The organism is Mycobacterium simulans (assembly GCF_900232995.1).
Lineage (GTDB): Bacteria > Actinomycetota > Actinomycetes > Mycobacteriales > Mycobacteriaceae > Mycobacterium > Mycobacterium simulans.
Genome location: NZ_OCVX01000003.1, coordinates 203812 through 216523, shown reverse-complemented (window position 1 = coordinate 216523; position 12712 = coordinate 203812). Strand labels below are relative to the sequence as shown.

13 protein-coding genes are annotated in these 12712 nt (G+C 64.2%); 9 read left to right on the top strand and 4 right to left on the bottom strand.

Annotation, left to right across the window (positions count from 1 at the left end; genetic code table 11):
* Window positions 1–224: 224 nt before the first annotated feature.
* A complete protein-coding gene (locus tag MSIMFI_RS01705; RefSeq protein ID WP_191495896.1) occupies window positions 225–1001 on the top strand; it encodes a crotonase/enoyl-CoA hydratase family protein in 777 nt (258 codons plus the stop codon).
* A gap of 4 nt (window positions 1002–1005) precedes the next feature.
* Here the strand turns inward: MSIMFI_RS01705 and MSIMFI_RS01700 are convergent, their stop codons facing one another.
* Entirely contained in the window at window positions 1006–1482 is a 477-nt protein-coding gene (locus MSIMFI_RS01700) for a DUF3060 domain-containing protein (RefSeq protein WP_186245577.1), read from the bottom strand.
* Between the two features lie 26 nt (window positions 1483–1508).
* Window positions 1509–1886 carry a DUF3060 domain-containing protein gene (locus tag MSIMFI_RS01695; protein WP_186241666.1) on the bottom strand — a complete coding sequence of 126 codons (378 nt, stop codon included), beginning with the start codon at window positions 1884–1886 and terminating at the stop codon, window positions 1509–1511.
* Window positions 1887–2082: 196 nt separating this feature from the next.
* Between MSIMFI_RS01695 and MSIMFI_RS01690 the strand changes: the two genes are divergently transcribed.
* The 8 genes from MSIMFI_RS01690 to MSIMFI_RS01655 all read left to right on the top strand — a co-directional run bounded on the left by MSIMFI_RS01690 (window position 2083) and on the right by MSIMFI_RS01655 (window position 10459).
* Entirely contained in the window at window positions 2083–2730 is a 648-nt protein-coding gene (locus MSIMFI_RS01690) for a TetR/AcrR family transcriptional regulator (protein WP_191497968.1), read from the top strand.
* 238 nt (window positions 2731–2968) lie between these two features.
* A complete protein-coding gene (gene rpsL / locus MSIMFI_RS01685; protein WP_003879423.1) occupies window positions 2969–3343 on the top strand; it encodes a 30S ribosomal protein S12 in 375 nt (124 codons plus the stop codon).
* Complete coding sequence (gene rpsG / locus MSIMFI_RS01680) at window positions 3343–3813, top strand: 30S ribosomal protein S7 (RefSeq protein ID WP_067324208.1); 471 nt, start codon at window positions 3343–3345, stop codon at window positions 3811–3813. Before rpsL ends, rpsG begins: the two co-directional genes overlap by 1 nt.
* A gap of 73 nt (window positions 3814–3886) precedes the next feature.
* Window positions 3887–5992, top strand: coding sequence for an elongation factor G (gene fusA / locus MSIMFI_RS01675; RefSeq protein ID WP_191495895.1), 2106 nt, complete (start codon window positions 3887–3889; stop codon window positions 5990–5992).
* 83 nt (window positions 5993–6075) lie between these two features.
* A complete protein-coding gene (tuf, locus tag MSIMFI_RS01670) occupies window positions 6076–7266 on the top strand; it encodes an elongation factor Tu (RefSeq protein ID WP_186241668.1) in 1191 nt (396 codons plus the stop codon).
* A 259-nt stretch (window positions 7267–7525) separates the two neighbouring features.
* Window positions 7526–8335, top strand: coding sequence for an SHOCT domain-containing protein (locus MSIMFI_RS01665; protein ID WP_186241669.1), 810 nt, complete (start codon window positions 7526–7528; stop codon window positions 8333–8335).
* A 63-nt stretch (window positions 8336–8398) separates the two neighbouring features.
* The gene (locus MSIMFI_RS01660) at window positions 8399–9226 is read left to right on the top strand and encodes a mycofactocin-coupled SDR family oxidoreductase (protein ID WP_191495894.1); all 828 of its coding nucleotides are present in this window, start codon (window positions 8399–8401) and stop codon (window positions 9224–9226) included.
* 9 nt (window positions 9227–9235) lie between these two features.
* Window positions 9236–10459, top strand: coding sequence for an NAD(P)/FAD-dependent oxidoreductase (locus tag MSIMFI_RS01655; protein ID WP_191495893.1), 1224 nt, complete (start codon window positions 9236–9238; stop codon window positions 10457–10459).
* A 494-nt stretch (window positions 10460–10953) separates the two neighbouring features.
* On the opposite strand, the gene MSIMFI_RS01650 is transcribed toward MSIMFI_RS01655, so the two are convergent.
* Both MSIMFI_RS01650 and MSIMFI_RS01645 read right to left on the bottom strand, forming a co-directional pair.
* Window positions 10954–12171 (bottom strand): VOC family protein, encoded by a 1218-nt coding sequence (locus MSIMFI_RS01650; protein ID WP_191495892.1) that lies wholly within the window; start codon window positions 12169–12171, stop codon window positions 10954–10956.
* Window positions 12168–12704 (bottom strand): RNA polymerase sigma factor, encoded by a 537-nt coding sequence (locus MSIMFI_RS01645; protein WP_191495891.1) that lies wholly within the window; start codon window positions 12702–12704, stop codon window positions 12168–12170. Before MSIMFI_RS01645 ends, MSIMFI_RS01650 begins: the two co-directional genes overlap by 4 nt.
* Window positions 12705–12712 lie beyond the last annotated feature (8 nt).

Here is a 12712-nt window from a genome sequence, read left to right as displayed (position 1 = left end):
CCCAGACCCTCCCCGCGAATCCCCCGATTTCCTGATCCCGTCGCGCAGGCCGCAGCTTCAGCGGTAGTGGGTTTGCACTACGATCCGTATGTGGCGTGTGTCGTGAGCGATCACCGAAGCAGCCCGATCTACCAGCGGTACACCCGGATGCGCAGCAATGCTCCGGCCCGCCGAAGGGGCGCCACCGATTTCGTTCGTCGATTTCCTCGGGTGTGGGTGGCGATATGAGTGATTCGGTGCGTGTGGAGCGCAATGGTCCGGTGACCACTGTGATCATTAACCGGCCAGCGGCACGCAACGCGGTCAACGGCCCAACCGCGGCCGCGTTGCACACCGCGTTCGCGCAATTCGACCGTGACGACACCGCTTCGGTGGCCGTATTGTGCGGTGCGGGCGGCACCTTTTGCGCGGGTGCTGATTTAAAGGCTTTCGGTACACCGGAAGCCAACGCTGTGCACCGAACGGGCCCGGGTCCGATGGGCCCGTCGCGAATGATGCTGTCAAAACCGGTGATCGCCGCGGTCAGCGGCCACGCCGTGGCCGGGGGATTGGAATTGGCGCTGTGGTGTGATCTGCGAGTGGCTGAGGAGGATGCCGTTTTCGGCGTGTTCTGTCGCCGCTGGGGGGTTCCCCTGATCGACGGCGGCACCGTGCGGCTGCCGCGATTGATTGGACACAGCCGCGCCATGGACATGATCCTCACGGGTCGCGCGGTAAAGGCCGACGAAGCGCTGGCGATGGGGTTGGCTAATCGAGTCGTTCCCAAAGGCCAAGCCCGGCAGGCGGCCGAGCAGTTGGCGGCCGAACTTGCCGCATTGCCACAACAGTGCCTGCGAACGGATCGGCTATCGGCGCTGCACCAGTGGGGTTTGCCCGAGTCGGCAGCGCTCGACGTAGAGTTCGCCAGCATCTTCCGCGTCGCCGGCGAAGCGATGGAGGGTGCCGGACGATTCGCAGCGGGTGCCGGCCGACACGGCGCACCCGCGACTCCCGCCGACTAGCGCGTCACTCCTTCTTGATGCTGTTGCCCGAACCGAGGTTGTCGATTGTCGGGTCACCATTTTTGTAAGTGATGGTGTTGTCAAGCCCCACCACACTGAGGCGCTGGTCGATCTTGTCGAAGGTGATCTTGTTGTTCGCGCCGCCGATGGTCACCGTCTGGCAGGTACCGGTCACGGTCAGGGTGTTGTCCGAGCCGGCCACGTTCAGTGATTTCCCGTCGGCGCAGTCAAGGGTCGCGGTCGTCCCGAGTGAGCCGTAGGTAAGCGTGTTGCCGATCTCGATCGAAGCGGTTGTGGTCGCGCCGGTTGTGGTTGTGGGCGCCGCGGTTCCGGGGCTGGTCGTCGTCGTTGCGGTAGTGGGCTTCGCGGGACTGGTGGTGGTTTCTCCCGGCGGGTTGGCAGTCGAACTGCAGCCAGCCAGCCCGAAGGTTGCCAGGATTGCGGCTAACCCGAAAGCGAACGCGGTGTAGTGGGAGCGCATGGTTCCTCGATTCACGTCGGAGTGCTTCAGGGGCCTACCCGCTGGATCCGGTTGACCATGCCTAGTTCGCGGCCGCGGTCCCAGATGAATGGGTCACCGTTCTTGTAGAACACCGTCGCGTCCCAACCGTAAACCGTGATGTCGTTGACGACTGCGTCGGCGACGACCGTGTTGGATGAGCCCATGACGGTGACCGCCCAGCAGGTGCCCTTCGCGGTGACGATGTTGGAGGTGCCATTGACAATCAGGGTGGATTCGTTGCAATCCAGGGTCCGCTCGAGACCCTGCCCGGTGACATGCGTGTCGCCGTTCTTGGCGTGCGCGACAGGCGGTGGGGCGGCGGGCGTTACAGCGATGGTGATGACGCAGGTAGCCAGCACCGCTAAGACGGTTGTCCGGTTCACCGCGGGCCCCCCTTCGTTGGCGGGTGGTCTGCTGGATCGAGACCTGGGTTGAGATTACGTGCATTCGCGTGCGCCGCGACAGACCTAAGCGCATTTGTCGCCGGGCCCCGGCGTCAGCTGCTTTCATGACCGAGTCAACTAGAGTCATTAGTTGACCCGACCGTCGCCCGCCATCCCAACCGAAGGGCAAGCCGCCATGCCAGCTCAGCCGGAATCACCGTCAGTGGGTAGCCGCCCACGCGGCGGCAAATCCCCGGCCCGCCCGGCCAAGTTGAGCCGCGAATGCATCGTCGACGGCGCCCTGACCTTCCTGGACCGCGAGGGCTGGGACTCACTGACCATCAATGCGCTGGCCACCCAGCTCGGGACCAAGGGACCGTCGCTGTATAACCACGTCAACAGCCTGGAGGATTTGCGTCGCGCGGTGCGGATTCGAGTCATCGACGACATCATCACGATGCTGAACCGCGTCGGCAAGGGCCGCGCGCGCGACGACGCGGTGCTGGTCATGGCCGGTGCTTACCGCAGCTACGCCCACCACCACCCCGGCCGATACTCGGCGTTCACCCGCATGCCGCTGGGCGGCGACGACCCCGAATACACCGCTGCAACCAGAGGCGCCGCCGCTCCGGTCATCGCGGTGTTGTCGTCCTACGGCTTAGACGGTGACGAGGCGTTCTATGCCGCGCTCGAGTTCTGGTCGGCATTGCATGGGTTCGTGTTGCTGGAGATGACCGGCGTGATGGACGACATCGATACTGACGCGGTGTTCACCGACATGGTGTTGCGGCTGGCGGCCGGCATGGAGCGGCGCACCGCGCAGGGCGGCAGCGGGCCGAGCTGAGATGTCACCCGCACCGCTTTGACCTGCCAGACGGGCGGCAGGTATTGTGGTAGCTCGTGCCTGGCGGCTTACGGCGCCTGACGTAAGGGAACGGATGCCGGGCTAATTCGCATGTCCATGATGCATCGGAGCGCCTCCGGTGTTCGGTGCGTGCGACACACCCGGCCGCGGGGTAGTGCGTTCGGGGAAAACCGCAGTACAGACGTGACATAGAACGCCCAACACAGAAAGCCAGTAGATGCCAACCATTCAGCAGCTGGTCCGCAAGGGTCGTCGGGACAAGATCGGCAAGGTCAAGACCGCGGCTCTGAAGGGCAGCCCGCAACGCCGTGGCGTATGCACCCGCGTGTACACCACCACTCCGAAGAAGCCAAACTCGGCGCTTCGGAAGGTCGCACGTGTGAAGCTGACAAGTCAGGTTGAGGTCACGGCATACATCCCCGGTGAGGGCCACAACCTCCAGGAGCACTCGATGGTGCTGGTGCGTGGCGGCCGGGTGAAGGACCTGCCCGGTGTGCGGTACAAGATCATCCGCGGATCTCTGGACACCCAGGGCGTGAAGAACCGCAAGCAGGCTCGCAGCCGTTACGGCGCCAAGAAGGAGAAGAGCTAATGCCGCGCAAGGGGCCCGCGCCCAAGCGTCCGTTGGTCAACGACCCGGTCTACGGGTCGCAGCTGGTCACCCAATTGGTGAACAAAGTCCTGCTGAAGGGGAAGAAATCGCTGGCTGAGCGCATTGTTTATGGTGCGCTCGAGCACGCTCGCGAAAAGACCGGAACTGATCCCGTCATCACCCTCAAGCGCGCTCTCGACAACGTCAAGCCGGCCCTGGAGGTGCGTAGCCGACGCGTCGGCGGTGCGACCTACCAGGTGCCTGTCGAGGTGCGTCCCGACCGGTCGACCACGCTGGCGCTGCGCTGGCTCGTCAGCTTCTCGCGGCAACGTCGGGAGAAGACGATGATCGAGCGCCTGGCGAACGAGATCCTGGATGCCAGCAACGGACTCGGGGCCTCCGTCAAGCGGCGTGAAGACACGCACAAGATGGCCGAGGCAAACCGCGCCTTCGCGCACTATCGCTGGTAGTAGCCGCCGGCTAGCACGCTGGGCGCACCCGATAGCGAACTAACCAAGCAACCGAAAGAGTGGGAAGACTTCTGTGGCACAGAAGGACGTGCTGACCGACCTGAGCAGGGTCCGAAACTTCGGCATCATGGCGCACATCGATGCCGGTAAGACCACGACAACCGAACGCATCCTGTACTACACCGGCATCAACTACAAGATCGGTGAGGTCCACGACGGCGCCGCCACCATGGACTGGATGGAGCAGGAGCAGGAACGCGGCATCACCATCACCTCCGCCGCGACCACGACGTTCTGGAAAGACAACCAGCTCAACATCATTGACACGCCTGGGCACGTCGACTTCACCGTCGAGGTGGAGCGCAACCTGCGCGTGCTCGACGGGGCGGTGGCAGTCTTTGATGGCAAGGAGGGCGTCGAACCGCAGTCCGAGCAGGTCTGGCGGCAGGCCGACAAGTACGACGTCCCGCGCATTTGCTTCGTCAACAAGATGGACAAGATCGGCGCCGACTTCTACTTCTCGGTGCGCACGATGGAGGAGCGCCTTGGGGCCAACGCGGTTCCCATCCAGCTGCCCATCGGCTCCGAGGCAGACTTCGAGGGCGTCGTCGACCTGGTCGAGATGAACGCCAAGGTGTGGCGCGGTGAGACGAAGCTCGGCGAGACCTACGACACCATCGAGATCCCGGCCGACCTTGCCGAGCAGGCCGAGGAGTACCGCACCAAGCTGCTCGAGGTCGTCGCGGAGACCGATGAGGAGCTGCTGGAGAAGTACCTCGGCGGCGAAGAACTGACCGTCGACGAGATCAAGGGCGCGATCCGCAAGCTGACGATCGCTAGCGAGATCTACCCGGTGCTGTGCGGCAGCGCGTTCAAGAACAAGGGCGTGCAGCCAATGCTCGACGCCGTCGTCGACTACCTGCCGTCGCCGCTGGACGTGCCCCCGGCAATCGGGCACGCCCCCGGCAAGGAGGAAGACGAGGTTGTCCGCAACGCGACAACCGACGAACCCTTCGCGGCGCTGGCGTTCAAGATCGCGACGCACCCCTTCTTCGGCAAGCTCACCTACATCCGGGTGTACTCCGGCAAGGTGGACTCCGGCGCCCAGGTCATCAACGCCACCAAGGGCAAGAAGGAGCGTCTGGGCAAGCTGTTCCAGATGCACTCGAACAAGGAAAACCCGGTGGACACCGCCGCAGCCGGACACATCTACGCGGTGATCGGGCTCAAGGACACCACCACCGGTGACACCCTGAGCGACCCGAGCAACCAGGTCGTATTGGAATCGATGACGTTCCCGGCTCCGGTGATCGAGGTGGCCATCGAGCCCAAGACCAAGAGCGACCAGGAGAAGCTGAGCCTGTCGATCCAGAAGCTCGCCGAAGAGGACCCGACCTTCAAGGTGCACCTGGATCAAGAGACCGGCCAGACCGTGATCGGCGGCATGGGTGAGCTGCACCTAGACATCCTGGTGGACCGGATGCGCCGCGAGTTCAAGGTCGAGGCGAACGTCGGCAAGCCGCAGGTGGCGTACAAGGAGACCATCAAGCGGCTCGTGCAGAACGTCGAATACACCCACAAGAAGCAGACGGGTGGCTCCGGCCAGTTCGCCAAGGTCATCATCAACCTCGAGCCGTTCACCGGTGAAGAGGGCGCGACCTATGAGTTCGAAAGCAAGGTCACCGGTGGGCGCATCCCGCGTGAGTACATCCCGTCGGTAGATGCCGGTGCGCAGGATGCCATGCAGTATGGCGTGCTGGCCGGCTACCCGCTGGTGAACCTGAAGGTCACGTTGCTCGACGGCGCCTACCACGAGGTGGACTCCTCGGAAATGGCCTTCAAGATCGCAGGGTCGCAGGTGCTCAAAAAGGCTGCGGCGCAAGCGCAGCCGGTGATCCTGGAACCGATCATGGCGGTCGAGGTGACCACACCCGAGGACTACATGGGTGACGTGATCGGAGACCTGAACTCCCGCCGTGGCCAGATCCAGGCCATGGAGGAGCGGGCAGGTGCGCGCGTCGTTCGGGCGCACGTGCCGCTGTCGGAGATGTTCGGCTATGTCGGCGACCTTCGGTCCAAGACTCAAGGCCGGGCGAACTACTCCATGGTGTTCGACTCGTACTCCGAAGTGCCGGCGAACGTGTCGAAGGAAATCATCGCCAAGGCGACTGGCGAGTAAGCTGGCCCGGTTACTACCGCGGCAAAACTAGATAACAATCAAAACTGCTTTTACAAGCACCAACAGTCCAGGAGGACACAGAAGTGGCGAAGGCGAAGTTCCAGCGGACCAAGCCCCACGTCAACATCGGGACCATCGGTCACGTTGACCACGGCAAGACCACACTGACCGCGGCTATCACCAAGGTCCTGCACGACAAGTTTCCGGACCTGAACGAATCCAAGGCGTTCGATCAGATCGACAACGCGCCCGAGGAGCGCCAGCGCGGTATCACGATCAACATCGCACACGTGGAGTACCAGACCGATAAGCGTCACTACGCGCACGTCGACGCCCCGGGCCACGCCGACTACATCAAGAACATGATCACCGGTGCCGCCCAGATGGACGGCGCGATCCTGGTGGTCGCCGCCACCGACGGCCCGATGCCGCAGACCCGCGAGCACGTGCTGCTGGCCCGTCAGGTCGGCGTGCCCTACATCCTGGTCGCGCTGAACAAGGCCGACGCGGTTGACGACGAGGAGCTGCTGGAGCTCGTCGAGATGGAGGTCCGCGAGCTGCTGGCCGCCCAGGAATTCGACGAGGACGCCCCGGTTGTGCGGGTGTCGGCGCTCAAGGCACTCGAGGGCGACGCCAAGTGGGTAGAGTCCGTCGAGGAGCTGATGAACGCCGTTGACGAGTCGATCCCGGACCCGGTCCGCGAGACCGACAAGCCGTTCCTGATGCCCGTTGAGGACGTCTTCACCATCACCGGCCGCGGCACCGTGGTCACCGGTCGTGTGGAGCGCGGCATTATCAACGTGAACGAGGAAGTCGAGATCGTCGGTATCCGCCCGTCCACCACCAAGACCACCGTCACCGGTGTGGAGATGTTCCGCAAGCTGCTCGACCAGGGGCAGGCCGGTGACAACGTCGGTCTCCTGCTGCGTGGCGTCAAGCGTGAGGACGTCGAGCGCGGCCAGGTCGTGACCAAGCCCGGCACCACCACGCCGCACACCGAGTTCGAGGGCCAGGTCTACATCCTGTCCAAGGACGAGGGTGGCCGGCACACGCCGTTCTTCAACAACTACCGTCCGCAGTTCTACTTCCGCACCACCGACGTGACCGGTGTGGTGACGCTGCCCGAGGGCACCGAGATGGTGATGCCCGGTGACAACACCAACATCTCGGTGAAGCTGATCCAGCCCGTCGCCATGGACGAGGGTCTGCGGTTCGCGATCCGCGAGGGCGGCCGCACCGTCGGCGCCGGCCGGGTCACCAAGATCATCAAGTAGACAAGAGAATCTGTCGCCATCAGGCCCGGATTGCCCATCGCGGCAATCCGGGCCTGATTCTTTGTCGGGTTGCCGCGAGGTCCGCGACACTAACATCACGCACACGACATGCCGAAAAATGGGTACCTGCCTTGAATTTCGGTGAAACGGTGACCAGCACCGCGCGATCCGACGCCTTGTTGTGATCGGTAACCCCATCGTGGGCGCTAGTCTGACACGAGCAATCCGGCCCCAAACCTGAAACGTGAGGAGCAGGCCCGTGTTGGCGCGCTATATCAAGATGCAGTTGTTAGTGCTGTTGTGCGGCGGCCTGGTCGGGCCGATCTTCTTGATCGTCTACTTCACCCTCGGGTTCGGCAGCCTGATGTCGTGGATGTTCTACGTCGGTCTGATCATCACCGTGGCCGACGTACTGGTTGCGCTCGCGTTGACCAACTGGGGAGCCAAGACGGCTGCCAAGACAGCCGAGCTGGAGCAAAACGGGGTACTGGCGCTCGCGCAAATCACCGGGCTCACCGAGACCGGGACCCGCATCAATGAACAACCGGTCGTTAAGGTGCACCTGCACATTTCCGGGCCCGGGATTGTGCCGTTCGACAGCGAAGACCGAGTCATCGCCAGCGTAACCCGGCTGGGGAATCTGACGGCGCGCAAACTCGTCGTGCTGGTCAATCCGACAACTCAGCAATACCTGATCGACTGGGAACGAAGCGCTCTGGTCAACGGGCTGGTGCCGGCGCAGTTCACCGTCGCCGAAGATAACCAGACCTACGACCTAAGTGGGCAGGCCGGCCCGTTGATGGAGATTCTGCAGATCCTCAAGGCCAACGGCATTCCGCTCAACCGGATGGTCGACATCCGGTCGAATCCGGCGCTGCGTCAGCAGATCCAGGCCGTGGTCCGCCGCGCGGCCCAGCAAACACCGGCGGCCGCGGGCGGGGCGCCCGCTACGACCCAGCAAGCGTCGATCGCCGAGCGGCTTCAAGAGCTGGAATCGCTGCGTGCCAGCGGAGTGGTGAACGACGACGAATATGCCAGCAGGCGGGCTCAGATCATTTCCGAAATCTGACTCTCCAGCCGGGCCCCGAGGCAAGTTAGAACACGTTTCAGTTTCGCTGCTAGCCTGTCAATCGTGGCTGAACAAGCTGGATCACTGCACGGGCGGGTGGCGTTCGTCACCGGCGCCGCCCGTGCCCAAGGCCGGTCGCACGCCGTGCGCTTGGCCCGAGAAGGTGCCGACATCATCGCCTTAGACATCTGCGCGCCGGTGTCTGCCAGCCTGACGTATGCGCCGGCGACCCCGGAGGATCTCAACGAGACCGTCCGCGCGGTGGAAGCCGAGGGCCGCAAGGTGCTGGCCCGAGAGGCCGACATCCGCGACGACGCGGCGCTGCGGCAACTGGTGGCCGACGGCGTCGAGCAATTCGGCCGGCTCGACATTCTGGTGGCCAACGCTGGAGTGCTGGGCTGGGGCCGGGTCTGGGAACTCACCGATGAACAGTGGGACACGGTCATCGGCGTCAACCTGACCGGCACCTGGCGCACCCTGCGGGCCGCGGTGCCCGCGATGATCGAGGCCGGCAACGGGGGTTCCATCGTGGTCGTCAGCTCATCGGCGGGTCTGAAGGCGACGCCGGGCAACGGACATTACGCCGCCAGCAAGCACGGACTCACCGCGCTGACCAACACATTGGCGATCGAGCTTGGCGAATACGGGATCCGGGTCAACTCCATCCATCCCTACTCGGTCGACACCCCGATGATCGAGCCGGAGGCGATGATGCAGGTGTTCGCCAAGCATCCCCGATACGTGCATAGCTTTCCGCCAATGCCGTTGCAGTACAAGGGCTTCATGACTTCCGACGAGGTATCCGATGTCGTTGTGTGGCTCGCTGGTAACGGCTCGGGAACACTGTCCGGCACCCAGATTCCGGTGGACAAGGGCGCCTTGAAGTACTAGCTGGCGATCGTGTATGAACACCACGTGACCAGTAGCGAAGGCGTAAACGAGTTTGACACGACGTTTGAAAAAGGGATCGTGATCGTCGGCGGCGGACTGGCCGCGGCCCGAACCGCCGAGCAACTGCGTCGGGCAGGATATGCGGGCCGTCTGACCATCGTCAGCGACGAGGTGCACTTGCCCTACGACCGGCCGCCGCTGTCCAAGGAGGTGCTGCGCAGCGAGGTCGACGATGTGGCTCTCAAACCGCGCGAGTTCTACGACGAGAAGGACATCACGCTTCGCCTGGGTTCGGCTGCCTCCAGCCTGGACACCGCCGCGCAGACGGTGACCCTGGTCGACGGAACCGTGCTGGATTACGACGAACTGGTAATCGCGACGGGTTTGGTGCCCCGGCGCATTCCCAGCTTTCCCCATCTCGAGGGCATTCGGGTGCTGCGGTCGTTCGACGAATGTATGGCGCTGCGCGAGCACGCATCGTCGGCCAAACGCGCTGTGGTCGTTGGTGCCGGGTTCATCGGCTGTGAAGTCGCGGCTAGTCTGCGCGGACTTGGTGTCGACGTGGTGTTGGTCGAGCCGCAGCCGACGCCGCTGGCCTCGGTTCTCGGCGAGCAGATCGGGGCGCTGGTGACGCGATTGCACCGCGACGAGGGGGTCGATGTGCGCACCGGGCTCGGGGTGGCAGAAGTGCGGGGAGAGGGACACGTCGACACCGTGGTGCTCACGGATGGCACGGAGGTGCCCACCGATCTGGTGGTCGTCGGCATCGGGTCACACCCGGCGACCGATTGGCTCGACGGCAGTGGCATCGAGATCGACAACGGCGTGATCTGTGATGAAGCCGGGCGCACCAGCGCACCCAACGTGTGGGCGCTCGGCGACGTTGCGTCCTGGCGTGACGCGACGGGACACCAAGTGCGCGTGGAACATTGGAGCAATGTCGCGGACCAGGCTCGGGTCGTGGTACCGGCGATGTTGGGCAGCGACGTGCCGTCCAACGTGGTCGTGCCATATTTTTGGAGCGACCAGTATGACGTCAAGATCCAGTGCTTGGGGGAGCCGGAGGCCACCGACACCGTCCACCTGGTCGAGGACGACGGCCGCAAGTTCCTGGCTTATTACGAGCGCGACGGTGTGCTGGTTGGCGTAGTCGGTGGCGGGTTACCCGGCAAGGTGATGAAGGTGCGCGCCAAGATCGCCGCGGGCGCCCCGATCTCCGAAATGCTGGATTGACCGAGGCTGTCGGTTCCATTCACAGGGCCCAGAGGTGGGGCCGCACCAGGAGGTGCGCAGCCCCACCATCTGCGCCCGTGGCGTGTTTCATTCCGTGTTTCAATCGAGGTGCAAACATATGAACGCAAACGCCTCGACCTCGCCTGACGTCTCGCCTTCGTTCTTGCTGATGAAGAGCTGTTCGTACGACATTGGGCCACCTCCTCTCCCTCTGCGTACCGACAGGACCCGAATATTCGATCGCCGCCTTAGGGCTATCGTGCAGCAGTGACGGAACCCACGTTGTCCACCGGACGGCCAGTCATGGGATGATGGCGGGCTCCCCCAGTTAGCTGACACTGGGTGTCCTCCCATCGGATGACATGACCTTCGAGGCGTTGCCCGCCAGTCTGGTGGTTCTGAAGCCGGCCGTACCAGCGTGCCCAATGGTTGGCGCCCGTGTCGTGGTACCGGAGATGCTGGGCAGCGACGTGCCGTCCGACGTGGCGGTGCCGTTAGAGCTCGCCCCGGTAGAACCGCGCGCCCTGATCGTCGCTGCATTCGGCGGTTATCCCGTATGGCTGACGCGCCGGCTCTTGAAGCACGGCGCCGCCGGCCTCCAGAACCCGCGCGACGGCGGCGTCGATGTCGGCGACCGTCCACATCGGCACGGTCGTCGGACGGGTGCTGCCGCCCGCCACGCCAGCCATCGGATGGGTAGCCTGCACCTGCCAGCCGTCCGCGATGCTGCCGGGTTCGAAGGTCCATTGCAGCACCCGGCCGTAGAAGTCGCGAAACACCGTCGAATCTGATACCTCGTAGGTGACATACGACAGCTCACCAGGTCCGGTTCCGTTGAGCGCCGGACGTTTCCGACCCGCAGCCGGCTCAAAGACCGCGAACGCCGTCCCCTGGGAGTCGGTGGCGTCGAGGATGCTGCCGTGCTCGGTTTGACGGGTATCGCCCGCCGCGCCGCCAGCTTCGGTGATCGCTCGGCGGGCGGCTTCCAGGTTGCTAACGGCGTAGCAGCAGAACAGCGTTGGGGTACCGGCGCTGGCGTAGATTCCGGTCGGTAGGTCGGTATTGGTCACCCGGTGTGTCGGGGGGTCGTACGTCCAGCCCAAGACGTGTCCGTAGAACGCGGCCGCGCGGTCGGCGTCGGGAACCCGCACCGAGATGTAGCCGATGTCGCCGTGCTGGATCGGAGTGCCGACCGGTCCACTGAGCATCCAGCGGTGACCGAACGGATCGATGATGGTCGCGTTGCGGCTTCCGTAGTTCTCGTCGACCTCTCGCACGACAGTGGCACCGTGCTCGCGAGTTCGCTGCAGTGCCGCGTCGGTGTCGGGCACATGCAGCATTAGGCTGACCGAGACCGCTTGTGGTTCGGGAGCTTTCAGCCCTAGTTCCGGATATTCGTCGGCCAGGTACATTACTCCGCCAGCTATCTCGATCTCGGCGTGCCCAATTCGCCCGTCGTCCATCACGATTGGATGTCCAACTACGACCCCCCCGAAGGCGTCGGTATACCAGGCGATGGCCTCGCGTGCGTTCGCAACGCAGAGGTAGGGCAGTGCGGCGGGACGTGGCGGTGCTTCGGAAACTTCACTCATGACAACTCCTTGCGGTAAGGAAAGTGCCGACTCCAGGCGCCGCCGCAGTTGCGCGGCGAACGCCGGATCGGGTTGCACCGGAAGGTCGTCGGTGTGCAGCACGCGCATTGGATCACTCATGACGTGCCTCCGTCCGGATACTGCTTTCTGAACGCCCTTCGTGCCCGCACCAACAGCGCTTCGGTGGCGTGCACGGTTCGCCCGATCAGCTCGGCGCACTCGCCGACGGTGCAGTCGTCCATGTAGCGCAGCACCAGCACCGTGCGGTGTGGTTCGGTCAGCCGGGCCAGCACGCTTTCGGCGACCATGCGATCCAGTTCGGCGTCCCACTCGTCCCAGGAGTCCAAGCGGTCAACCTGCTCCGGCGGCTCGGCTACCGGCACGGGGTCACGACGGCGCCGATAGTGGTCGGCGAGCTTGTGGCGGGCCACACCGATCAGCCACGGAATCTCCATCGGCGGCGGATCGGTCTTGTGTGGGGCAGCGCGCAGCGTCTCGCAAGCGGCCAGAAAGGTCTCCGACGTCAAGTCCTCCGCCGTCCCGCGGTCGCCGCAGCGCCGGACGAAGTACCCGTACACCACGGGAAGAGCCTCGTCGTACAGCGCCAATAGCGCGCGGGCAGCGTCGCGATAGCGGTCCGCTTGGGCGCTCACACTCTAAT

Excerpts from the sequence above, each read along its gene's own strand:
- MSIMFI_RS01705 (WP_191495896.1), top strand. The coding sequence starts at position 225 with ATGAGTGATTCGGTGCGTGTGGAGCGCAATGGTCCGGTGACCACTGTG.
- MSIMFI_RS01700 (WP_186245577.1), bottom strand. The coding sequence starts at position 1,482 with ATGCGCTCCCACTACACCGCGTTCGCTTTCGGGTTAGCCGCAATCCTG.
- MSIMFI_RS01690 (WP_191497968.1), top strand. The coding sequence starts at position 2,083 with ATGCCAGCTCAGCCGGAATCACCGTCAGTGGGTAGCCGCCCACGCGGC.
- rpsL (WP_003879423.1), top strand. The coding sequence starts at position 2,969 with ATGCCAACCATTCAGCAGCTGGTCCGCAAGGGTCGTCGGGACAAGATC.
- rpsG (WP_067324208.1), top strand. The coding sequence starts at position 3,343 with ATGCCGCGCAAGGGGCCCGCGCCCAAGCGTCCGTTGGTCAACGACCCG.
- MSIMFI_RS01650 (WP_191495892.1), bottom strand. The coding sequence starts at position 12,171 with ATGAGTGATCCAATGCGCGTGCTGCACACCGACGACCTTCCGGTGCAA.